Source organism: Anabaena sp. CCY 0017, from assembly GCF_963920885.1.
In the GTDB taxonomy this organism is placed as follows: Bacteria; Cyanobacteriota; Cyanobacteriia; order Cyanobacteriales; family Nostocaceae; genus Nodularia.
The window spans coordinates 26,698-49,819 of the sequence record NZ_CAWUDG010000011.1 but is presented as its reverse complement, the minus strand read 5'-3'; the positions used below and the strand labels follow the sequence as shown (position 1 = coordinate 49,819).

The 23,122-nt window shown below is 41.5% G+C and carries 19 protein-coding genes; 9 read left to right on the top strand and 10 right to left on the bottom strand.

The genetic code is table 11. The features are described from left to right. Positions 1-76 precede the first annotated feature (76 nt). A complete protein-coding gene (locus tag ACM0OW_RS14740) occupies positions 77-1,210 on the top strand; it encodes a sensor protein KdpD (RefSeq protein WP_414550847.1) in 1,134 nt (377 codons plus the stop codon). On the opposite strand, the gene ACM0OW_RS14735 is transcribed toward ACM0OW_RS14740, so the two are convergent. Together ACM0OW_RS14735 and ACM0OW_RS14730 are read right to left on the bottom strand one after the other, a co-directional pair. Continuing rightward, positions 1,196-2,161 (bottom strand): protein rep, encoded by a 966-nt coding sequence (locus tag ACM0OW_RS14735; RefSeq protein ID WP_414550846.1) that lies wholly within the window; start codon positions 2,159-2,161, stop codon positions 1,196-1,198. The genes ACM0OW_RS14740 and ACM0OW_RS14735 overlap by 15 nt on opposite strands. 55 nt (positions 2,162-2,216) lie before the next feature. After that, positions 2,217-2,936: a response regulator transcription factor gene (locus tag ACM0OW_RS14730; protein ID WP_414550845.1), complete on the bottom strand. Its 720-nt coding sequence runs from the start codon at positions 2,934-2,936 to the stop codon at positions 2,217-2,219. A gap of 642 nt (positions 2,937-3,578) precedes the next feature. Here ACM0OW_RS14730 and ACM0OW_RS14725 point away from each other — a divergent pair. Beyond that, positions 3,579-4,034 (top strand): rhodanese-like domain-containing protein, encoded by a 456-nt coding sequence (locus ACM0OW_RS14725; RefSeq protein ID WP_414550844.1) that lies wholly within the window; start codon positions 3,579-3,581, stop codon positions 4,032-4,034. A gap of 116 nt (positions 4,035-4,150) precedes the next feature. Here ACM0OW_RS14725 and ACM0OW_RS14720 read toward each other — a convergent pair whose 3' ends face one another. After that, a complete protein-coding gene (locus ACM0OW_RS14720) occupies positions 4,151-4,780 on the bottom strand; it encodes a ribonuclease H-like domain-containing protein (protein ID WP_414550843.1) in 630 nt (209 codons plus the stop codon). Positions 4,781-4,868: 88 nt separating this feature from the next. After that, positions 4,869-5,417, bottom strand: a complete 549-nt coding sequence (locus ACM0OW_RS14715) for a CAP domain-containing protein (protein ID WP_414550842.1) — start codon at positions 5,415-5,417, stop codon at positions 4,869-4,871. A 377-nt stretch (positions 5,418-5,794) separates the two neighbouring features. On the opposite strand from ACM0OW_RS14715, the gene cynS reads away from it, so the two are divergent. Both cynS and ACM0OW_RS14705 read left to right on the top strand, forming a co-directional pair. Further along, positions 5,795-6,235 carry a cyanase gene (gene cynS / locus ACM0OW_RS14710; RefSeq protein ID WP_414550841.1) on the top strand — a complete coding sequence of 147 codons (441 nt, stop codon included), beginning with the start codon at positions 5,795-5,797 and terminating at the stop codon, positions 6,233-6,235. Between the two features lie 103 nt (positions 6,236-6,338). Beyond that, on the top strand, positions 6,339-7,244 hold the full coding sequence (locus tag ACM0OW_RS14705; RefSeq protein ID WP_414550840.1) for a DNA-methyltransferase: 906 nt from the start codon (positions 6,339-6,341) through the stop codon (positions 7,242-7,244). Between the two features lie 33 nt (positions 7,245-7,277). Here ACM0OW_RS14705 and ACM0OW_RS14700 read toward each other — a convergent pair whose 3' ends face one another. Next, positions 7,278-7,490, bottom strand: coding sequence for a hypothetical protein (locus tag ACM0OW_RS14700; protein ID WP_414550839.1), 213 nt, complete (start codon positions 7,488-7,490; stop codon positions 7,278-7,280). 268 nt (positions 7,491-7,758) lie between these two features. Here ACM0OW_RS14700 and ACM0OW_RS14695 point away from each other — a divergent pair, with 268 nt between their 5' ends. Next, positions 7,759-8,721 carry an SGNH/GDSL hydrolase family protein gene (locus ACM0OW_RS14695; RefSeq protein WP_414550928.1) on the top strand — a complete coding sequence of 321 codons (963 nt, stop codon included), beginning with the start codon at positions 7,759-7,761 and terminating at the stop codon, positions 8,719-8,721. Here ACM0OW_RS14695 and larE read toward each other — a convergent pair. Continuing rightward, complete coding sequence (larE, locus tag ACM0OW_RS14690) at positions 8,718-9,545, bottom strand: ATP-dependent sacrificial sulfur transferase LarE (protein ID WP_414550838.1); 828 nt, start codon at positions 9,543-9,545, stop codon at positions 8,718-8,720. The genes ACM0OW_RS14695 and larE overlap by 4 nt on opposite strands. A gap of 53 nt (positions 9,546-9,598) precedes the next feature. Beyond that, positions 9,599-11,434, bottom strand: a complete 1,836-nt coding sequence (hrmK, locus tag ACM0OW_RS14685) for a hybrid histidine kinase/response regulator HrmK (RefSeq protein ID WP_414550837.1) — start codon at positions 11,432-11,434, stop codon at positions 9,599-9,601. Between the two features lie 191 nt (positions 11,435-11,625). Here hrmK and ACM0OW_RS14680 point away from each other — a divergent pair, with 191 nt between their 5' ends. After that, a complete protein-coding gene (locus ACM0OW_RS14680; RefSeq protein WP_414550836.1) occupies positions 11,626-12,492 on the top strand; it encodes a branched-chain amino acid ABC transporter permease in 867 nt (288 codons plus the stop codon). Between the two features lie 21 nt (positions 12,493-12,513). On the opposite strand, the gene ACM0OW_RS14675 is transcribed toward ACM0OW_RS14680, so the two are convergent. Both ACM0OW_RS14675 and lipA read right to left on the bottom strand, forming a co-directional pair. Next, complete coding sequence (locus ACM0OW_RS14675; protein WP_414550835.1) at positions 12,514-12,648, bottom strand: photosystem I protein PsaX; 135 nt, start codon at positions 12,646-12,648, stop codon at positions 12,514-12,516. Positions 12,649-12,878: 230 nt separating this feature from the next. Then, the gene (gene lipA, locus ACM0OW_RS14670; protein ID WP_414550927.1) at positions 12,879-13,784 is read right to left on the bottom strand and encodes a lipoyl synthase; all 906 of its coding nucleotides are present in this window, start codon (positions 13,782-13,784) and stop codon (positions 12,879-12,881) included. 409 nt (positions 13,785-14,193) lie between these two features. Between lipA and ACM0OW_RS14665 the strand changes: the two genes are divergently transcribed. Both ACM0OW_RS14665 and ACM0OW_RS14660 read left to right on the top strand, forming a co-directional pair. Continuing rightward, positions 14,194-14,796, top strand: coding sequence for a response regulator (locus ACM0OW_RS14665; RefSeq protein WP_414550834.1), 603 nt, complete (start codon positions 14,194-14,196; stop codon positions 14,794-14,796). Positions 14,797-16,418: 1,622 nt separating this feature from the next. Further along, positions 16,419-17,726 (top strand): response regulator, encoded by a 1,308-nt coding sequence (locus ACM0OW_RS14660; protein ID WP_414550833.1) that lies wholly within the window; start codon positions 16,419-16,421, stop codon positions 17,724-17,726. Between the two features lie 302 nt (positions 17,727-18,028). On the opposite strand, the gene ACM0OW_RS14655 is transcribed toward ACM0OW_RS14660, so the two are convergent. Then, positions 18,029-19,591: an NAD(P)H-quinone oxidoreductase subunit N gene (locus tag ACM0OW_RS14655; protein ID WP_414550832.1), complete on the bottom strand. Its 1,563-nt coding sequence runs from the start codon at positions 19,589-19,591 to the stop codon at positions 18,029-18,031. Positions 19,592-20,188: 597 nt separating this feature from the next. Here ACM0OW_RS14655 and topA point away from each other — a divergent pair. Then, positions 20,189-22,840, top strand: a complete 2,652-nt coding sequence (gene topA, locus ACM0OW_RS14650; protein WP_414550831.1) for a type I DNA topoisomerase — start codon at positions 20,189-20,191, stop codon at positions 22,838-22,840. Positions 22,841-23,122: the final 282 nt, after the last annotated feature.

The window sequence follows — 23,122 nt, the reverse complement described above, 5'->3', positions numbered from 1 at the left end:
CAAAAAATTAATGTCATCATTTTATCCCAGCTTTCTCAATTATCAATATTATTGACAATTTACCCACATCTTGATCATGATTTATTCTCATACCCCTTCCCCCGACAGTTCCTATATTCGTACTCACCGACGTGGGAAGCATAAAATTTTTATTGGTATGGCTCCAGGTGTCGGCAAAACTTATAAAATGCTGGAAGAAGCACATCAACTCAAACAAGATGGCATTGATGTAGTTATCGGGATGTTAGAAACTCATGGGCGCAAAGAAACTGCCATGAAAGCTACCGGACTAGAGACGATTAAACGCAAAGCTTTTATTCACCAGAATATCGCCCTAGAGGAAATGGACACAGACGCAATTGTGCAACGTTTCCCCCAACTGGTTTTAGTGGATGAACTTGCACATACTAACGTTCCTGGTTCCCCAAGAAAAAAACGCTATCAGGACGTAGAAGTAATTTTAGGAGCCGGAATTGATGTTTATTCCACTGTGAATATTCAACATTTGGAAAGTTTAAACGACCTAGTAGCAAGAATTACAGGTGTCGTGGTGCGAGAGCGCATTCCTGATTCCCTACTTGACGAAGCTGATGCTGTTGTTGTGATTGATGTCACCCCAGAAACTTTAGAAGAACGCCTACAAGAAGGCAAAATTTACGCCCCTGATAAAATCGAACAATCCCTAAAAAACTTTTTTCAGCGTCGTAATCTCATCGCTTTAAGAGAACTAGCATTAAGAGAAGTTGCAGATACAGTTGAGGAAACAGCAAACACTTCTAACTTAGTCGGACAAAATTGTAATATTCACGAAAGAGTTCTAGTATGTGTATCTACTTATCCCGACTCAGTGCAGTTGTTACGCCGAGGCGCACGCATTGCTAATTATATGAATGGGCGATTGTATGCTGTATTTGTAGCCAATCCCGAACAATTCCTCACTAAAGAAGAAAGTTTACATATCGATACTTGTGAGAGATTATGCCGAGAGTTTGGCGGTGAATTTTTATATGTTAAAAGCCAAAGTGTTGCTAAAGAAATTGCTCAAGTGGCCGCAGGTCATCACGTTACACAAATTATTATTGGTGAAAGCCAGCAGCCACAATGGAAAAGATTTTTGAAAAAGTCCTTTACTCAACAACTCATAGATTTGATTAGAGATAAAAATATAGGCTTACATATTATATCTACCGAAAAATCAGTGAATATATAAACTCATGTCGAAGCTATTTCCCTCATCAACCTCATCCATCTCTTCACTCGCGCCAATGAGGTCTTGATTTTCCTCTTCTAATTCTCGCATATAGTGTCTGAGTATACCCCCTACAGCGATCGCTCTGCTTTGATGCAACTGACGGGTTAACTCTAAAAACCATTCTCTATCCCCTATCAAATCGGACTCTTTCACCTGATACTTGAGGATTTCTGGAATCAGCCGCTTGGGGTCGTGATGCTTGGCGATCGCGCTAATATGAAGAATGGGCTGATAATCTATCCGTAAGCACTTTTGCCACAAAGCCACCCACTTCCCATGAGAAATATAACCATGACTGAAATACGAAGGCTGTACCATAGCCAAAATATGTAAATGTGGGTGCGCTGATATACCGTCTTTACCCTTCGTCACTTCTATAGATTTAATCCAACCCTTTGCAGTCCAGGCTTTTAATTCAGATAATCGCTTAAAAGCTTTGTTGATTTCATGCAAAGTTTCCCTGAGTTGCTGAATTTGACAGTTCTTGACTGTGAGGGTGATAAATAGCCAACGATATTTGGGATAATCTGCCACAACCTGTGGGAGAATTTTATAGGCTTTAGCCTCCCACATAAGCGATCGCCTCCACTGACAAACCGGACAGTGGCGCACTCTACAAAATCGCGCATTTGACAGTTTTAACTTAAAAATACCTGCTGTTGCTTCTGGTAATAATTGAAACTCCAGCAAATCGGCACACATTCTCATCCGCCAAGCATACTCTAAAAAGGAATTTTCCCCAGATGTAGCGTAATAATAGGCAATTTTCTCTGCATTGGCTCGGTGTTTGTCCCAAATTTCACCTATGGGAGAAATATCAGCTAAACTCGGTATATCTTCACCTTTGGAAAACTTTTGCCACGATAAATCAGCAGCAATGAAGTTTTCTTCTGAGGTTTGATGAGACACAAAATACCCTAGTGTATTTGGTAGTAAAAACCAAGCTTAACACTAAATTATACACTCAACTAATCGTAGTAGATTCTGGTAATTCAAACTTGTAACCGTAGCCGCGAACAGTTTTAATAAACTCAGGAACAGTAGTATCAATTTCCAACTTTTTACGCAGTTGTCCTATATGCACATCAACCACCCTACCATCGCCCACATATTCGCAATGCCAGATTTTTTGAATTAGCTGGGGACGACTCCAAGCTTTACCAGGATGACTTGCTAAAAAGTGTAAGATATTGAATTCCAGGGCTGTTAAAGACAGAGGCTGATCGTTAAGTGTTACCACCCGATCATCGGGGTTAATTGCCAGCTGCTTAAAAACAAGGCGCTGTGTGGGATAGTGATCAATACAGCGAATGCGTCTCAAAAGCGCTTGTACTCTGACTTCAATTTCTGCTAGACTAAACGGTTTAGTCATGAAATCATCAGCACCTGCTGAAAGAATCTTAATTTTATCAGACTCAGCAGTTCTTCCAGTCAGTATCATCACTAAGACATTAGTGCGACTCTGCATTTCTTGACACAGTTGATAGCCATTAATATCTGGTAAATTCCAATCCAGAATTACTAAAGTAGGATTGAATTTATCAAATAATGACAAAGCTGTTTGACCATTGGCGGCTGACTCTATTTGATATTTTCGACTTAAAAAGCGCTGGATAAGATTGCGGATGCCTAAATCGTCATCTACAACAAGAATCTTAGGATTTGTAACAGGAAGCGTCACCATAACGTTTTAGCCTATTTTTGATCTGGCGATTTATTTTTGTTGTGGTAGCTACTTTACGGTAAACCATTCTTTTGCGGGATACGCTGTGATTACACCTCACCTGGAGTCAGGGCTACGCCCAATCAGGAAAGTTGTCCCCCAGTTTTAGTGTTCTGATTTGCGCCTATTTTATTTGATTACTTACGTATATAGCAGTTTCTCGCAAAACTGTTCCACTGTATTGCTTCGCTTCATTTAATTTTCTATTCATTTTATTAAAAGTTCAGCTATCAAATTTGTCAATAGTTAGGATTATTTTCGACTAAATTATTTACTGAAGCGATTTATTAAAATACATTAGCCAAGAATTTCTGAGTCCAGGTATGGAGGCAGGATTAATGGTAAATATACTAACTAAGGGCAAAGTGGTGATTGTCTGAAATGTATTTCACAAAATTAACATATACCGCAATTTTACTTAAGTTAGCCCAAAAAATGATTCTAGATTGAATCAGTAATTAAGCTGGCATATTATTAAATAATAAAAAATAAATCAGCTAATCTGGCTATAGATAGAAGTTGTCGATCTTCATACCTGCGAAAGAGAATAATTATGTATATATTTTGCTAGTTTACTGTTAGTAAAGTTAGTCAAAAAAGGTTATGGATACTAATCCCCTAGAGGCTATAATTCCCTCTCAGCCACCAGTACAAGCTCAATCTGATGTTTATGCAGTTAAGTCTCGTTTGGAATGGGGCGAACCAGCTTTTACAATTATAGATGTGCGCGATCGCTCATCCTACAATGACGGTCATATTATGGGCGCAATGCCAATGCCTCTAGATGAGTTACTCGATAGAGCTACGTCATCTTTAGATAAACATCGTGATATTTATGTCTACGGTGCGAATGATCAAGAAGCTGCCCAAGCTGCTAGGATGCTGCGTAGCGCTAAATTTGATCATGTATCTCAACTCAAAGGTGGTTTAGCTGCTTGGAAGGAAATCGGCGGTCCCACCGAAGGCATTATTGAATCTAAAACTCCCGCAGGTGCGGATGATCTGAATGTGGTGTCTCGAATGCAAGATCACTTAGAAAATCTTAACAAAGATGTCTAGTTTTCCAGTCAATAGTTACATTTTTGCAAAGCTGATGCTGTCTTCGTCTTGACTTGTGTGCGCGTAGCTGTGTTTTGACTTCCGCCCTGCGGTACTAGCAACTATTGACTGTTTACTTAGTGTTCAAATATATCCTTAAATTGCAGCAAATCTAAGGTAACTAAAGTGGGCAAAACTTGAAAGCATTCCTGAGCGATTTCCCAACGTTCTTCTCGTTTGAGCATTTCTGTGAGCTTTTGCTGTACGCCGAGTAAGTAGCGGACATCATTGGCGGCATAATTGAGTTGAATCTCAGATAAATTATCGGCGTTACCCCAATCGGAACTTTGAGCGCTTTTATCTAGTTCTATGTGTTCTAACTCGAGTACTACTTCTTTGAGTCCGTGCCGATTGGTGTAGGTGCGCGCCAGCTTACTAGCAATTTTGGTACAAAACACAGGCTGAACCTGAATTCCTAAGTTATGGCGCAAAGTCGCAACATCGAAACGAGCGAAGTGAAAAACTTTCAGGACATTCACTGCTTCAAAGAGTGTTTTTAAATTTGGGGCTGTGGTTTGTCCTTTGGCTATGCGAATGGCTGTGACTTTGCCTTCCTGATTGCATAGCTGAATCAGACATAAGCGATCGCGGTGGGGTAATAATCCCATCGTCTCGGTGTCGATGGCGATCGCATCGGATTTTAAATACTCAGCTAAAACAGCGTCACTTAAATCGCGATCGCCTACTTGAAAATCTAGTAATGTCATGAATCACTCAATAATAAATGCAGTGCCTTTTAGATAAAAATACTATCAGACACTACATTATTATTGTCCAAAAACTCAGTAAATAAATCTATCTACTACTAATGAAAATTTGGGTAAGGTAAACTTCGCCTTTTTTATTGGCCGCTACACCAATCCCCGTCAGGTTGAAATTACCTTGAATATTCTTCAAATGTCCGGGACTTTCCAGCCAACCAATAACAGCTTGACTAGCCGGATTGCTATATCCCCGATTGACTGCGACATTCTCTGACGCATTGTTGTAGCGCAGGGGAATAGCTGTGACTCGCTGTTGAAATCCATTATGGCTAAAAGGGACTTTACCATTAGCCATGTTTTGGCTGTGTATCCTTGCCTGTTGAGTGATATTTGCATTTAGGGTCAACTTTGGCAGATTATGAGTAACTCGATATCGATTAATGTCGTCAAAAACTGATTTTTCTAGGGCATTTGTGTCAAAGTTAGTAGTTAATGTTGCCGCCTGACTGGAAGGAATGAATAACGGTTGATTTCGAGTGGTTTCTTCTGTAAAGGGTTGACCTGTTATGGGAGCATTCATTAATCCACTCGCCAAGACAAGCGTACTTAAAGCGATGCCAAAAGCAGGTTGTCGGAACATGGACAGTCGCGTGATATGTGTAATTGTTAGACCTATACTCTAACTTCTTGTTCTTAGAATACAGAACAGGATACTATGAGAAATTCATCAAATTCCGGCATTTTGGCAAATAGTTTACAGAAAAAATAAGTGAACTAATGTTGTTTGAAATATGGAAATAAGTCAGCCTCAAGTGGGATGTGATTCTGAGAGGGTGGGTTGGGAAATTCAGCTAATATAGCAACCGCCAAAGCGGTGATGACAAAAATATCATCACGCTTAGGTCACAGCTAATGAGCTTACTCTATTTTTACTAGAAACTTAGTATAATTTAAAACTTATTATAGCCAGCCCTTTTTCGCCTAAAATTAACTTTACAGTCTTAGAGAAGTTTTAATATGTCGATTCCCGAAATTACGCAACAGCTTTTAGCCGCAAAACAGGAGAAAGGATTGAGTTTTGCCGATTTAGAAAAAATTCTCGGTCGTGACGAAGTATGGATTGCGGCTGTATTCTACCGTCAAGCTAGCGCCTCCCCAGAAGAGGCTAAATTATTGGTGGAAGCATTGGGATTAAGTACTATCTCTATTCAAGAATTGACCGAATGTCCTCTCAAAGGACTAGGGCCAGTTGTCCCCACTGATCCACTGATTTATCGTTTCTACGAAATTATGCAGGTATATGGAATGCCCATTAAAGCCGTAATTCATGATAAATTTGGCGATGGTATTATGAGCGCCATTGACTTTACTTTAGATGTGGAGAAAGAATCGGACCCCAAAGGCGATCGCGTTAAAGTTATTATGTCTGGTAAATTCCTCCCATACAAAAAGTGGTAAACTTTCAGTTATACGTAGGATGGGCTATTACTCATCCTTTCTTTACTAATATTTGTGTCAGATAAATTATAAAATTCTAATATTATTTAACAACTTAAAAGTCTTGCCAAAAGAAACAATCAAATCATCAGAAGATATAGTTTTCAATCCTTATTACACCCAAACGTTAGGAAAAGCGTATTTGGGTGATAGTCTAAAACTGATTAAATCCATTGATGAAAATAGTATTAATCTCATCCTTACTTCACCACCATTTGCCCTCACACGTCAAAAAGAATATGGTAATGAAAGCGCAGAAAAATATATTGAATGGTTTCTACCTTTCGCCACAGAATTTAAAAGAGTTCTCACCGATAATGGCTCATTTATTTTAGATTTAGGTGGCGCTTACCTGCGTGGTAATCCTGTAAGAAGTATCTACCAATATGAACTCTTAGTTAGATTGTGTAAAGAAGTCGGCTTTTTTCTCGCTCAAGAATTCTATCACTATAATCCAGCCCGATTACCTACCCCGGCCGAGTGGGTGACAATTAGACGCATTCGGGTGAAAGATTCTGTAAATGTAGTTTGGTGGTTGTCGAAAACACCAAATCCTAAAGCCGACAACAGAAAAGTTTTAAAGCCATATAGCCAGAGTATGAAACAACTACTGAAAAATGGCTATAAAGCTAAAATTCGTCCCAGTGGACATGATATTTCTGACAAATTCCAAAAAGATAACCAGGGAGCGATTCCACCAAATTTGCTAGAAATTGCCAATACTGAATCCAATAGCGCTTATTTACGGCGCTGTAAAACAGAGGGGATGAAACCCCACCCAGCAAGGTTTCCAGCCGGTTTTGCCGAATTTTTCATCAAATTTTTAACTGATGAAGGTGATTTGGTGTTAGACCCATTTGCAGGTTCTAATACAACCGGGTTTGTAGCCCAAACTTGGCAACGCCAATGGATTTCTTTTGAAATTAATGAGGACTATGTTAAAGGAAGTCGTTATCGATTCGGTGAATAGTTAATTGAAAAATTGAAAATTCATCACTTCTCCTTAAATCTCGCCATTCACTTGCATTTGATGAACTTGATCTGCTAACTCTTGACGGCTTTGATCATCTAGCTTGTCAATAGCTAACATTCCCATATAAATAACCTCTTTTAGGGTTAAACGTGTCGAATGTGCCTGTTTTTGCACAATCTCCTTAATAATTGGACTGACACCAATTGCTGTACTAGCTCTAGCCACAGAATAAGAAAGAAACATTAATTACTTCGCCTAAATCTTAGCACTTCCTCGATACTTCTTCTATATATTCAAGAAAAACTATTCTTAAATAAGACTGGCTTCACGCTGCCAAATTATGTCTTAAAGAAATGGTGAATTCTCAAACATAATCTTGTAAACCTACTTTACAGAACTATACAATACGGTGTAAATAACAATAATCACTAAATCTAAGTAAAATTTTCCTGAATACAGGTGATTAATACTGTCATAGAAAAAAGCAGCAAAAATGAGGAAAGATCAAGGGATGAAAGAACCTTATCTGTTGGCAGCAGGCTTGTTAACAGGATTGGTAATACCAGCATCGGCTGTTCCACAGATGTCGAGCTTTCTGCCAGAAAATTCTAAATTACTGCGGAATTTGCCCCAGGATTCTGAGATCACAGTCAAGGAACAAAACATCACTAATCTTGATATATCCTTGCCAGAGTTCAGCCATCAAAAATTATCAGATTCATTGTTTAATCCCAGATCCCAACCATCTCACGTGCAATTAATATCTGGTAATCAACTTTACTACCAACGATTGGCGGCACTCAAAACAGGTCAGATTTATACACGTATAGATGGCAATACTTCGCCAGGATTACAAGGGTCAAGTAAGAAGCGTCAACTCACTTATGAAGACTGGAAAAATTTATTAGCTTTAGAAGCTAAAGCTATCAGCCAAGGACAAGGTGCAAGTTATTTAGGGATTTTAGTTGGTGATTCCTTGAGTATGTGGTTTCCTAAAGAAAAACTGCCTACTGGTAAATTGTGGCTAAATCAGGGCATCTCTGGAGATACTGCTGCCGGCATTTTCAGAAGATTGCGGGCATTTTCGGCTACGCGACCGAATGTAATTTACATTATGGCTGGGATTAACGACTTACGCAGAGGCGATAGTAACGCAGAAATTTTGCGTCATCATCGGCGAATTATCCGTAGCTTGCGGCAGTCTCACCCCAAAAGTAAAATTATCGTACAATCAATTTTGCCAACTCGTCTACCCAGCATTCCTAATAGCCGGATTATTCAGATTAATACACAGTTGGCTGTGATTGCTGAACAAGAAAAAGCTGATTATCTGCATATTTATCATTGGTTTACAGACATTCAAGGCAATTTGCGCCTAGAATTGACAACAGATGGTTTACACCTGTCTCAAGATGGCTATGATATTTGGCGTTCAGCACTACAACAAATAGAATTCACCCACTCAGGAAATTAGGTACTGGGAATCATGGGTGAGAACTTGAGAACTTGATTCAACTTCCCACTGCGATAACCTTCTAAATCCAGTGTGACATAGATAAATCCCAAATCCTGAAATGCAGAGACTACTGCTTCTAAATCCGTAGTCAAGACAAAATCCTTGATCTGTGCTGGTAATAATTCAATCCGCGCTGTATCTGCTTCAGAACGTACACGCAAATTCTGCCAACCCAGCTTTCGCAGATAAATTTCTGCCCTACCCACCCTTTGCAACTTGGCGACAGTAATTTCTTCACCGTAGGGAAAGCGAGAACTCAGACAAGGTTGGGCGGGTTTATCCCACCAAGGTAAACCGAGTTGTTGTGAAAGTTGACGGACTTCAGCTTTAGTCACCCCAACTTCTGCTAAAGGCGATCGCGCGCCTCGTTCTTTAGCTGCTTGAATTCCTGGGCGATAATCTTGTAAATCATCAGCATTCACCCCATCCACTACATAGGGATAACCTAGCTGCAAAGCTAAGGGTTTAAGGGTATCATGCAATTCACTTTTGCAAAAATAACAACGGTTGACAGGATTAGAAGTGTAATTAGGATTGTCCATTTCGTGAGTGTGGACAATTTTATGCGAAATTCCCATTGTTGCGGCTTGGATTTTCGCATCTTCCAATTCTTCTGGCAATAGCGAAGGCGAAACAGCCGTCACAGCCAAAGCGCGATCGCCCAATACATCATAAGCAATCTTGGCAACTAAAGTGCTATCAATTCCTCCAGAGTAGGCGATCAAAGCCTGCTCCATTTCACCAAATAAAACTTTTAATTGCTCAAGTTTTTCTGTCAACATGATTTCCCAATCTGGGCAAGACCCTATAGCACCCAACTAATTCTATCTTAGACTTAACACTCCCCGCTTTCTTGTACAGACGCGATAAATCGCGTCTCAGCACTCAGCACTTTCCCATGCTTGGCTACTAAATTCCCTAAAAGCGCTAAATCAAGCGGTTTAGAAATATAATCATCGACTCCAGCTGCTAAACAAGTTTCGCGATCGCCTTTCATCGCCATTGCTGTTTGGACAATTACTGGAATCTTCTGATACTTAGCTTCTGAGCGTAGCTGCTCCACTAGCTTTAAACCATTGCCATCTGGCAAGTAAATATCCATTAAAATCACTATGGGGCTGAAATCTGTCAGCGCCGACCACATTTCGGTAGCATTCTTTACCCAAATCACCTGATACCCCAATGTACCCAGATAAATTTGGATTAACTTGGCATTAGCTAAATCATTTTCCACTAACAAAATTTTTAGCGCAGAGTCAGGGGTAATCATGGGACATTTTGCTCCCTCCTCTACCTCATCTACCTCATCACCCTCTGCTTCTCCCACAGGCTTCACAGGGAGAATAATCGTAAAACGCGAGCCGTGATCAACTTCCGATTCCACCTCTAACCAACCACCATGAATTTCCACCAGCTTCCGGGTCACAGTTAACCCTAAACCAGTCCCTTCATGGCGATTTACTAGAGTATTAGCAATTTGAAAATAGGGTTGAAATAGTCGCGCTTGGTTTTCTGGGGAGATGCCAATACCAGTATCCCAAACTATAAAATGTATAAATCCATCTTTGTGTAAAACGTCTAAACCCACAGCACCTGTTTTGGTAAACTTGAGGGCATTAAACAGCAAATTCAACAGCATTTGCTTCAGTCGTAGAGGATCAGCCACTAGAGTTGTCACCTTGGGATCTAGTTTGAGTCGTAGTTGCAAACCCTTATTAGCAGCTTTCTCTTTGACTAATGCCAAAACATTACGACATATTTCCGGCAGATTAATATTTTCCCATTCCACTTCTAACTGGTTGGCTTCAATTTTGGAGAGGTCTAAAATATCATTGATCAGCGTTAGTAAATGCTTACCACTAGACTGAATAATCCTTAAATACTCTTGGTGGTGTTCTCTAGTAGGATCATAGCCTTGGGCTAAGAGTAGCTGGCTAAAACCAATAATCGAGCTTAACGGTGTGCGGATTTCGTGACTGGTATTAGCCAAAAACTGATTTTTCAGTTCATTAGTGCGCTCTAGTTTTTCATTAGAACTGCCTAGCTGTTGCGATTGTTGCTGTAAAGATTGAATTTTTTGCAGTTGTGCCAGGGCCGCCACACACTGCTTAGTAGACCGTGCTAACAATTGCGATCTGAGTTGAGATTGGGATGCTGTGAGTGCTTTCTGATCAGACTGTGGAGACGTTTGAGAGAGCATTAACCAACCAATAACAGCCCCAGCATCATCAGTTAAGCGCCAAACCTCATCTGGTTGTTGACTCTCAAGCTGCTGTAAGTCTTCGATGGCGATGACTGCTTGCAATTTCAATTCCAGTTTTTGCTCTTTCTGCTCTATATATATCAGTGGTGGGTATGGCGAGTCAGAAGAGGAAACATAACAGACCTGAGCAATTTTGGCTCGCGGTTGAAACAGAGCGATCGCTACCGTCATACTATGCAAAGCAATGCCTAACTCATCTACCACAGTTTGGAAAATTTCCGCTTCTGTGGTTTTGGGCTGTGAGGCGGGACTACAAACAGAAAGTAGGCAATCATTAAGGCGACTTTGCAACTGGTTCAAGCTGCGTTCCAGCCACAACTCGGCACGAAGTTGTTGCATTGTTGTCAAAAGTGTGGGCGTTTTATCTACTGATGAGTTTTGTTCTGGTAAGCTTGAATATTGCTGCATGGTCAGCTAGACCGTTGAACAAGTTGAAATTGGCATACAAAAGGAAATAATACCTTATGTATATTAACTCACAATTGCCTTTTTTTTTATAATCGATAACTTATAGTGTCGATAATCACTATTAAACCAAAATTATTGTATAAAATCGACACCCTAATATTTTCTTAGGGGCAACTATTTCGCCAAAATTCATGGATACACAAATTATTCAACTAATCGTCAATGGCATTGCAGTTGGCAGCATCATTGCTCTCGCCGCAGTGGGACTAACGCTTACCTACGGTATTTTACGGTTATCTAATTTTGCTCACGGTGATTTTCTCACATTGGGAGCCTATTTGACCCTGTTAATTAATGCCGGTGGCATAAATATTTGGCTATCGATGATTCTGGCAGCAGTGGGAACAGTAGCCGCAATGCTGCTGGCAGAAAAATTACTGTGGTCAAGAATGCGCTCTATTCGTGCCACTTCCACCACGCTGATTATTATCTCTATTGGACTGGCATTATTCCTACGCAACGGAATTATCTTTTTTTGGGGTGGTCAGAACCAAAATTACGATTTACCCGTAACCACGGCTTTAGATATTTTTGGCATCCGCGTACCGCAAAATCAACTGTTGGTCTTGGGTTTAGCAGTATTCGCCATTTTGGCACTGCACTATCTCCTGCAAAACACCAAAATTGGCAAAGCGATGCGAGCCGTGGCTGATGATTTAGATTTAGCGAGAGTTTCTGGCATCAATGTCGAACAAGTCATCCTCTGGACTTGGATCATTGCTGGCACATTCACCTCTTTGGGTGGCAGTATGTATGGATTGATTACAGCTGTACGTCCGAATATGGGGTGGTTTTTGATTTTGCCCTTATTCGCTTCCGTCATTTTAGGGGGTATTGGTAATCCCTACGGTGCGATCGCCGCCGCCTTAATTATCGGTGTTGCCCAAGAACTCAGCACCCTGTGGATAGGTTCACAGTATAAACAAGGTATAGCGCTGTTAATGATGATTTTGGTGCTGCTCATTCGCCCCAAAGGTTTATTCAAAGGCACGATTTGAGCAGCACCAATCCACTTCTAGTTATTCAATGATGTGGAAATAGTAAGCTGCAACCAGGAAGTTAACAGCTAATAACAGCAATGCCCAACCAGCGCGAAAAGCGTAAGGTGGTTTAGCTCCTGTGGATGGAACCGGGGAATTTTGAACTTTAGCCATCAGTCGTTCTCCTTCTTTGTTGACTTTCTAAGAAATACCAAACAGCTGTACCAAAAACCTAAATTCTTTAGAAATATTTGTGTCTTCGGTCATTGGTCATTGGTCATTGGTCATTAGTCATTGGTCATTGGTCATTGGTCATTGGTCATTGGTCATTGGTCATTGGGAAGTTACCGTCTTCTCCCCCCTTCACCCTGCACCCTTCCCCCCTGCCTCTTCTCCCCTGCCTCTTACCCCTCCTCACCTGCATGAAAGGAACTACGAACCAGGGGACCAGAACGGACATGGTTAAATCCCATCTTCCATGCTACGCTGCCTAGTTCATCAAATTCTTCTGGTGTCCAGTATTTTTGAACTGGTAAATGTTCTAAGGAAGGACGCATATACTGGCCGATAGTCAGGCGATCGCACCCCACCGCCCTTAAATCCGCCATAGTTTCCATGACTTCCTCCCTGGTTTCGCCGTGTCCCAGCATCAAACCTGATTTGGTCGGAATAGTCGTATCAATTTCTTTAACGACAGCCAGCACTCGCAGCGAGCGATCGTACTTAGCTCCTCGACGCACAGGGCCTGTTAACCGCCGCACTGTCTCCACATTGTGATTAAAACAAGCTGGCTTGGCTGCCACCACCGTAGCTATCCTTTGGCGTTGACCTGATTCCCCAGCACCGCTACCACCCCAAAAATCTGGTGTTAGCACTTCGATTTGAGTCTCTGGATTTAACAGCCGAATAGTATCAATTGTCTTCACAAACTGCCCCGATCCCTGGTCTGGTAAATCATCACGGGCGACAGAAGTTAGCACCACATAACGCAATCCCAACAGCTGCACAGCTTCTGCTACTTTTCGCGGTTCCTCTAAGTCAATAGGCATTGGTGTATGACCTTTATCTACTTGACAAAAAGCACAAGAGCGTGTGCAAACTGGACCTAATAATAAGAAAGTTGCCGTTTTTTGAGCATAGCACTCCCCTCTGTTCGGGCATCGTCCTTCTTCACAAATGGTGTGAATCTGACGTTGCTTAATAATGCGTTGTACAGTAGAAAGTTCACTAGCTTTGCCAATGGGGCGACGTAACCAGCTAGGCATGGCCGTAATTTCCGACTTGAGTTGGGCTGGTTGTGGCGAAGTCATAGACATCCAAGCAATATCCAAAAGTACTGTAGAGGGAATTTCCTCTGCACTGAAGCAAGGTTCAAACCCTAAGTATCACCATGACACAAATTTAAAAAAAAATTGCACTAGTTTTTTTCACTACTTGTGTTTTTGCTATTTATAGCGAGATATACTATCCCCCAGTGGACAAAAAATTTGTATATAGTGGGAACACTCTCATAATGAAGAGTGCTGAGTTGAAAGTGCTAGAGTGCGGAGCAAGGCGTGAGCAGAGTTCTGATTTCAAAGACTGCCCACAAGGGTTAGGGCTTGTATTTAACTACTTCAGTCCTTTTTTCCTTTTTAATTCATTCAAAACTCAGCACTGAGTAATATCAATCAGCAAAATCGCTATTTACATTTAAAATTTCTGTTAGAGCAATAAGCCGTGGCAAGCAACAAAATTTTAGTTATCGATGACACTACAGTAGTCAGGTTAAAAGTACGACAAATGTTGCCTCCAGGCAATTTCGAGGTATTAGAAGCAAAAGACGGTTTGGAAGGATTCAATTTCATCCGTCAGGAAAAACTCAGCTTGATCATGCTGGACTTTCTGCTACCTAAAATGAGTGGTTGGGAAGTTTTTCAGCAAGTTCAAGCGCAGCCTGAGTTGAGAAAGATTCCCTTGGTGATCATGTCTGGTCGTAAGGAAGAGGTGACGGAAAAGCTCACAGAGCCTTTTGAATACTTTGAATTTTTGGGAAAACCTTTTGACCAGAAGCAACTCATTACTGCGATTAAAGCAGCGATGGTTAAAGCTAAAAAGCCTCGCTCAGAAACAATTCCAGTTGCTGCTGTAGTCACTCCGAATGTTCCGGTAGCTGCTCCTCCCGTGCAAGATACCATAGTAGTGCCTTCGAATCACCAATCAATTAACTCAGCAGACATAAATGCACTGAATGAAAAAATCATCAAAATGCAAGCAGAAATCGATGGACTAAAGAAACAGCTCACTCAGGTGGTGACTTTTATTAAACAAAAAATCAAGTAGTATAGCAACCTCCAGGGAGGTTAATACATTGTTGATTCCTGAAAACCTTGAAGTAGGGGCGGGTGTACAGATATGCTCAATTACCAATAATAATTTTCATCAACCCGCCCCTACTTGGTTTCTACGGGCTAACGCCCCGCTACTGCTTGAAGCGCAGCTATGCCCGCAGGGCTTTACAGGACTTTGCTATATTTGGCATTAAACTCATCCCTGCCATACTTCATCTGTAGTCTCTAAAACAATTAATTGATAAAATATAAGTAAAAACAGCTAATTACAAACTAAAAAGAACAAGTAACACCGATGTACTATTTGTTCTTAAAAATAGAAATTTAACTGCTGTACAAAGGTATCAAGAAGTTGACATATTGCACTCAGGGCAAAAATCATTTTTTTAAGAATTTCTCAAGCTAAAATAGTTGAATTTGGTTAATAAACTCAGTTATTTAGGTATAATTGAGAATGTTCCCAGATATGAATATAAATTTTTATCATAATTAAATCAGTTGCACTTAAAAGCAAAAATTCCATATAGCATAGCGGTTTTCCTAAAAGTGAGAACAGTGCTGATAGCTCAAAGTCTTGATGTAGGGGCGGGTTTACAGATATGCTCAATTACCAACAATAATTTTAATAAACTTGCCCCTACTGGCTTTATACTCAGCACGCTGCTCAACGCCCCGCTACCGCTTTAAGTGTTCGCGGATCGTCTCGGAGGAAGCTATGCTCCCTGGGCTTTACAGCACTTTGCTATATCTCGTAACCGTTTAGTCACCCTATTGATGGATTGTGTGGTTCCTGATATAGCGGTTATCAGTTAAGTGACATACAAGAACCACACCCCAACCCCCTCCCATATCAAAGGTTTATCCTTTTCTTCCCCCCGTTGAGGCTACCGTGTACACACAAGTCTTATCAAGTTGCCTAAGAGCGTTTCGATCCCCCCTAACCCCCCTTGATAAGGCAGGGCTGTTTCGTTCCCTAAAAGGGTTAAAATTGCAAGGGTCAAACAGATAAAAATTGAGGGCAAATCCACAATTAGGACAAAAAATTTTGGTGTCTTCAGCCCGAAATACCTAATTTTTCTTTGCGTCTTTGCGCCTTTGCGTGAGATTATCCTCTTGACAAATCTCCAACACAAGCGAATGAAACAGCCCTGCTTGATAAGGGGGGAACTAGAATCAAAGTCCCCCTTTTTAAGGGGGATTTAGGGGGATCAGATCACTTGTGTGTACACCGTAGCCCGTTGAGGGGGGTGCGAGGGGGGTGCGAGGAGGGGGCTATGATGTACTTCATTGAAGTGCATACCGCTATATAGAAATGGGACATTGAACAAAGATATCCGGCGGAATCTATGTGTGGCGTATTGTGATTTCATAGAAATAGTAATAATCAATACGTTTTTGGGAAAACTAGTGAATAAAGGGTAGCGATTCCGTCCCGGTTACTATCTTTGAAGAACAGTAGAGAAACAATGTTGACTCATGTCTCACATTCAGGTAATGAGCCTGCATCCAAGAATACGGACTTGCTTCCAACCCACGACCAAATAATACAATAGGATTTCAGCATAATTAAACAGAAAAAATAATTGCAAAGCTGATTACGATTCACCAATATATATGTCTAATATGCCAGAGAAAGACTTAATTTTAATCGTAGATGATACAACTACCAATCTAGAAATAGTTTCTCAGGCACTGACGCATTCAGGCTTTGAAGTTATTACCGCTATTGATGGAGAAGTAGCTTTGAAACAGGTGCAAGATAGACTACCTGATTTGATTTTATTAGATGTGATGATGCCTAAAATAGACGGGCTGGAAACCTGTAAAAAGCTGAAAGAAAATTTAAAAACTCGTGATATCCCTGTAATTTTCATGACGGCAATTTCTGATACACATACTAAAGTTAAATGTTTTGCTTTGGGTGCAGTAGACTATATAATCAAACCTTTTCAAAAAGAAGAAATCTTAGCGAGAATTCATACTCATCTGCAATTACGGCATCTCACCAAAACCTTAGAACAAAGAGTAGCAGAAAGAACAGCAGCACTTTCTCAAGCCTTAGAAGAATTACAAAAATCTCAACTTCAACTTGTCCAAAAAGAAAAAATGTCGGCTCTTGGTCAATTAGTTGCAGGGATTGCTCACGAAATCAATAATCCAGTTGGTTGCATTTATGGCAATCTTGGTCATACTTCAGCATATTTCCAAGATATGATCAACCTGATTAATCTATATCAGCAGCACTATCCTGACCCAGTTAAAGAAATTCAAGAGGAAATCGCAGCCATAGACTTAGATTATATGCGTGCTGATTTACCTAACTTAATTGCTTCAATGAAAGAGAGTGTGCAACGCATTCGCAATATCAGCACCAGTTTACGCACCTTTTCTCGTGAAGATAGCGATCGCAAAGTGTATTGTAATATTCATGATGGTATTGACAGTACAATCATGATTCTCAAACACCGCTTGAAAGTATCTCAAAGTCGTCCTGATATTGAAATAATTAGAGATTACGATAATTTACCGAAAGTTAAATGCTTTAGCGGTCAAATGAATCAAGTATTTATGAATTTAATAGCTAATGCCATTGAAGCTTTAGAAGAATCTAATATAGGGCGGAGCTATGATGAAATTGAAGCTAATCCTAATCAAATTACAATTCAGACAAGGCTGATTAAAGATGCCAATCATGTGTTAATTCGGATCAAGGATAATGGAGTGGGAATGTCAGTCGATATCCAGCATAAATTATTTGAATATTTATTTACAACTAAACCCGTCGGTCAGGGTACTGGATTAGGATTATCGATTGCCCATCAAATTATTGTAGAAAAGCATAAGGGAAGTCTGGAAGTGTACTCAACACCGGGTAAAGGTTCAGAGTTTATCATCACCATTCCCATTTGTGACAACCCATAAAAATTCATAAACAATATGTTATTCTAGAGCAAAATATTTATTTTAAAAATTATTTATTAAAATTCCTTTTATAGCAACCGCCAGGAAGGTTAGGACATACATTATTGATTACTGAAAGCTTTGATGTAGGGGCGGGTATGGCTACGCCACCCAAGCTATGACAGATATGCTCAATTACTAATAATAATTTTAAGAAACCCGCCCATACTTGGTTTCTACTCAGCACTCAGCACTTTGTTTGCTATAGGGGTGCAAATCTTTGCACCCCTACAGTTTTAGCCATGAGTTAATCAGACTACAACTTACAACTCTTCTGGTTGCTGTGTGACAATTGCACTTACCTGAGTTCTCTCAAGAAGTGTGGCTTGTAGCATTGCAGTGTTAGAGATAGAATTGTTAGCCAATGTAAATAGGGGATTGGACAAAACCCCGGCAATGGTAGTGGCAATTAAAGTTACAATCAGTCCCACTTGCAAAGGTCTAAATCCAGGTAAATTCCACCGGATTTCTGGGTAATTCTTGACTACCTCAGACATTTCTTGGGGTTCTTTGACTACCATCATTTTGACTACGCGAATGTAGTAGTAGATGGAGACAACGCTGGTAACTAAGCCTAGTAAAACTAACCAGTAAAGTCCAGCTTGCCAACCAGCCCAGAACAAGTAAATTTTCCCAAAGAACCCAGCTAATGGCGGAATACCACCTAATGAAAGTAGGGAGATACTCAATCCTAGTGTTAGGAGTGGGTCTTTTTGATACAAGCCAGAGTATTCGGCAATTTGGTCGGTTCCTGTCCGTAGGGAGAACAGAATGATGCAGGTAAACCCGCACAAGTTCATGAACAGGTAGACCATCAGGTAAAATACCATACTGGCATATCCTGCTTCAGTGCCGGCAATCATGCCAATCATCACAAATCCAGCTTGAGCAATGGATGAATAAGCTAACATCCGTTTCATGCTGGTTTGGGCGAGGGCGACGACGTTACCCAACACCATACTCAGAACTGCAAGGGCAGTAAAAATAAATCTCCATTCGTCAGCAACGAGAGGGAAGACTGTTGTCAATAAGCGAATGGCTAGGGCAAACCCAGCTGCTTTAGAACCGACAGATAAAAAGGCAATCACTGGGGTGGGAGCGCCTTCGTAAACGTCTGGTGTCCACTGGTGAAAGGGTGCAGCCGAAATTTTAAAGCCGATACCTGCAATCACGAAAATGAGCGCAATTACCAAACCTAAAGATTGACCAACATTAGCGGCGGCTATACCGTTAGCGATCGCATTCAATTCGGTTTGTCCACCGGATAGACCGTACAGCAGCGAAACGCCGTATAAAAATATTGCCGTACTGGAAGCTCCAATCAACAGGTATTTTAGCGCAGCTTCGTTAGAGCGGGGGTCACGCTTGGTATAACCTGTGAGCAAGTAAGAGGAGATACTGAGAGTTTCTAGTGAGATAAAAATCATCACCAACTCACTAGCACCGGATAAAAACATTCCTCCCAAAGTTGCCGTCAGCAAAATGGCGATGAATTCGGCTAAAGCAGTACCACTCTGCTCAATGTAGCGAATTGACATCAATATAGTGACAGCAGCAGACAACGCGATAATACCGCGAAAGACGATACTGAGGTCATCACCAATAAAGCTACCGGTAAAGGAGATGGGATTAGTTGCATCCCATTGAAGATAGAGTGCGCCCACCGCAGCGACTAAACCGGCGATCGCCAGATATCCAATCCAGCGTGAAGATGTCCGTCCCAAAATCAAATCAACAATCAAAACCCCTAAGAGGGTGACAATTACAATCCCCTCTGGCAAAATCGTTCCAGCATTCAACTGGGATGTAAGATTAGCAAAATCCATGAGATATATAGGTTTTGACGATTAGACATTAAGGCTAGCTGAGTTTATTCTATCTATTGTTATTCACCAAAGTTGCATTTATATTTTTAGGAACTGGGGGAAGACGCAGGGGAGAAGAGGGCAGGGTGCAGGGTGCAGGGTGCAAGGAGGAGAAGACGGTAACTTCCCAGTGACCAATGACTATGGTATTATTATGCAAATTTTTATGTATTTAATATTTTTATCGCTGATTATCTAAATTTTAATGGATGAATTTTCTCCCATCTCTATCCTGCCTCCACTGACTCCATTTGAATTAAAGGAGTTAATGTAAGGTATTAGCGTGATTAAACTACAGGGGTATTTTGAAAACTATATTCGCCAATTATGCCCTAGATAAGTTAAAGATTGAAATAGCTGGCAATTCACATCCAGCATTCCTCTAACCTATCCTCCAGGAAAAACTGTGCCGTTTATTTAGCATATTTTCGCCCTAGCGGGCAGCTTGTGTAAGGATAAAATCACAGACCTAAGCGTGACGTTTTATCTTGAAATTTCACCGAAATTACATCAATTTGACTGTTTAGCTAGACAGCTATTATTTTTCTTGAAATTTCCATGTCAACTCTCGTCATCGTCGAATCTCCGACCAAAGCTCGTACCATTCGCAACTACCTGCCAAAAGACTATCGGGTGGAAGCGTCTATGGGTCACGTCCGTGACCTACCCCAATCGGCTAGTGAAATTCCCGCCGCCGTGAAAGCGGAACGGTGGGCGCAGCTGGGGGTAAATGTAGACGCAGACTTTGAACCGGTGTATGTTGTCCCCAAAGACAAAAAGAAAGTTGTTACCCAGCTCAAAGATGCCCTCAAAGGTGTGGATGAACTGATTCTGGCAACTGACGAAGACCGGGAAGGTGAAAGCATCAGTTGGCATTTATACCAATTGCTGAAGCCCAAAGTTCCGACTAAGCGAATGGTGTTTCACGAAATTACCCAAGAAGCTATTAAAAAAGCTTTGAATAACTGCCGTGATATTGATGAGCAGTTAGTTCGCGCCCAAGAAACACGGCGCATTTTGGATCGATTGGTTGGCTATACCCTGTCTCCCTTGCTGTGGAAAAAAATTGCCTGGGGATTATCTGCTGGGCGAGTCCAATCTGTAGCTGTACGACTTTTAGTCAAAAAGGAACGCCAACGCCGCGCCTTCCATGAAGGGACATATTGGGATTTAAAAGCTAGCTTGGTGCAGGAAAAAACTGCCTTTGCTGCCCAATTAACCACACTGGGAGGAACCAAAGTCGCTACTGGTAGTGATTTTGACGCAGCCACTGGACAAATCACTGCTGGTCGCAATGTCTTGTTGCTCAACGAAGAGGAAGCTTTAGCTCTCCAGGAACGCTTGACCGGGAAAACCTGGAATGTTAACAGCATCGACGAACGCCCCGTAACGCGTAAACCTGCGCCACCGTTTACTACTTCCACACTGCAACAAGAATCCAACCGCAAACTGCGTCTTTCCGCCAGAGACACAATGCGAACTGCCCAGAATTTGTATGAGCAAGGTTATATCACCTATATGCGTACAGATTCCGTGCATTTATCTGATCAGGCGCTGACGGCTGCTCGTAGCTGTGTAGAACAACTTTATGGTAAAAACTACCTCAGTCCCGAACCTCGGCAATACACCACCAAATCGAAAGGCGCACAAGAAGCCCACGAAGCCATTCGTCCGGCGGGTAGTACTTTCCGTACTCCCCAAGAAACTGGTTTAGGTGGTCGGGAACTTGCGGTTTATGACTTGATTTGGAAGCGCACTGTTGCCAGTCAAATGGCTGACTGTCGGCAAACCCAAATTAGCGTCCAGTTGCAAGTTGAAGATGCTGGCTTTCGTTCTTCTGGTAAGCGCATTGATTTTCCAGGATTCTTGCGGGCTTATGTGGAGGGGTCAGATGATCCAGATGCGGCTTTAGAAGATCAGGAAGTGATTTTGCCTAGTTTGAAAGTGGGTGATCATCCAAAATGTACTGATTTAGAAGCCGTAGGTCACGAAACCCAACCACCAGCCAGATATACCGAAGCTACTCTAGTAAAAACCTTAGAAAGTGAAGGCATTGGTCGCCCTAGTACCTACGCCAGTATCATCGGCACAATCATCGATAAGGGTTACGCCCAATTGATCAGTAATGCCCTGATTCCGACTTTCACTGCTTTTGCCGTCACCAACCTTCTAGAAAAACATTTCCCGGATGTTGTAGACCCCAGTTTCACCTCCAAGATGGAACAAACCCTGGATGATATTGCCACAGGCGAAGCTAAGTGGTTGCCTTATTTGCGGGAGTTTTATCTGGGAGACAAAGGTTTAGAAACTTTAGTTAGAGAACAGGAAAGTCAAATCGATGCCAGTCAAGCCAGAACGGTATTACTGGAAAATTTAGATGCCAAAGTCCGCATTGGCAAATATGGCCCTTACATCGAAGTTGACAATGATGGCACTGTAATTACTGCCTCAATTCCCAAAGACCTGACACCATCTGACCTCGACCCGAAACAGGTAGAAGTGCTGCTGCGGCAAAAAACCGTGGGGCCTGACCAAGTAGGTCGGCATCCTGAAACGGGTGAACCAATTTATCTGAAAATTGGTACTTACGGCCCCTATGTACAGTTAGGTGATAAAACTGAAGAAAATCCCAAACCCAAACAAACTTCTCTACCTAAAGGTGTCACTCCCGAAAATGTCACCTTAGACATGGCTGTGGGTCTTTTGGCTCTACCTCGAACCTTGGGAGTACATCCTGACACAGGTAAGAAGGTTCAAGCCAGTTTGGGGCGTTTTGGCCCTTATGTCGTTCACGACCAGGGTAAGGAAGGTAAAGACTATCGCTCTCTCAAAGCGGCTGATAATGTGCTGACAGTTTCCCTAGAACGGGCATTAGAGTTATTAGCTGAACCGAAAAAGGGACGTGGCTCTAGCAGTAGCAAGTCTAAGGCCGCTTTACGCGAATTGGGTATGCACCCGGATGAAGGTACGCCTGTGAATATTTATGATGGCCCCTATGGTCCTTATATTAAGCACGGCAAAGTTAATGTGAGCATCCCAGAAGGTGAATCGGTAGAAGATGTCACCCTATCTACAGCGCTAGAATTATTGGCAACCAAAGCATCTACCAAAAAAACTACTCGCAAAACGAGTAAAGCCACAACTTCACGAGCCAAGTCAACGGCTAAATCATCTAAGACCAGCGCTAAAAAAAATGATGCCGAAGGTTAGTTAAGGTCAAGAATCAAAAGTCCATAGTTGTTAAAACCTGCTAACTCTGGACTTTTGGCTTTTGCTCATGAGACTCATGATTAGTGAAATGCCATTATGTAGCTTTGTAATGTGATACTCTAAAAAGTAGGGGGGATAACAACTCCAAATTTAAGAAGTAGCTCACTTCCAGAATGAATTAATCGCGTTGGGCTACAGCGTGAAAGCTTACTGAGGGATAGCTGCTCCCATGCTCCCGATGAAGTAAGAAATAAAGTCTAGTTTTGTCTAGTATTTATATAG

Coding starts and splice junctions, on each gene's coding strand:
- ACM0OW_RS14740 (WP_414550847.1), top strand. CDS start 77: ATGATTTATTCTCATACCCCTTCCCCCGACAGTTCCTATATTCGTACT.
- ACM0OW_RS14730 (WP_414550845.1), bottom strand. CDS start 2,936: ATGGTGACGCTTCCTGTTACAAATCCTAAGATTCTTGTTGTAGATGAC.
- ACM0OW_RS14725 (WP_414550844.1), top strand. CDS start 3,579: ATGGATACTAATCCCCTAGAGGCTATAATTCCCTCTCAGCCACCAGTA.
- ACM0OW_RS14720 (WP_414550843.1), bottom strand. CDS start 4,780: ATGACATTACTAGATTTTCAAGTAGGCGATCGCGATTTAAGTGACGCT.
- ACM0OW_RS14715 (WP_414550842.1), bottom strand. CDS start 5,417: ATGTTCCGACAACCTGCTTTTGGCATCGCTTTAAGTACGCTTGTCTTG.
- cynS (WP_414550841.1), top strand. CDS start 5,795: ATGTCGATTCCCGAAATTACGCAACAGCTTTTAGCCGCAAAACAGGAG.
- ACM0OW_RS14700 (WP_414550839.1), bottom strand. CDS start 7,490: ATGTTTCTTTCTTATTCTGTGGCTAGAGCTAGTACAGCAATTGGTGTC.
- ACM0OW_RS14695 (WP_414550928.1), top strand. CDS start 7,759: ATGAAAGAACCTTATCTGTTGGCAGCAGGCTTGTTAACAGGATTGGTA.
- larE (WP_414550838.1), bottom strand. CDS start 9,545: ATGTTGACAGAAAAACTTGAGCAATTAAAAGTTTTATTTGGTGAAATG.
- hrmK (WP_414550837.1), bottom strand. CDS start 11,434: ATGCAGCAATATTCAAGCTTACCAGAACAAAACTCATCAGTAGATAAA.
- ACM0OW_RS14680 (WP_414550836.1), top strand. CDS start 11,626: ATGGATACACAAATTATTCAACTAATCGTCAATGGCATTGCAGTTGGC.
- ACM0OW_RS14675 (WP_414550835.1), bottom strand. CDS start 12,648: ATGGCTAAAGTTCAAAATTCCCCGGTTCCATCCACAGGAGCTAAACCA.
- lipA (WP_414550927.1), bottom strand. CDS start 13,784: ATGACTTCGCCACAACCAGCCCAACTCAAGTCGGAAATTACGGCCATG.
- ACM0OW_RS14660 (WP_414550833.1), top strand. CDS start 16,419: ATGTCTAATATGCCAGAGAAAGACTTAATTTTAATCGTAGATGATACA.
- ACM0OW_RS14655 (WP_414550832.1), bottom strand. CDS start 19,591: ATGGATTTTGCTAATCTTACATCCCAGTTGAATGCTGGAACGATTTTG.
- topA (WP_414550831.1), top strand. CDS start 20,189: ATGTCAACTCTCGTCATCGTCGAATCTCCGACCAAAGCTCGTACCATT.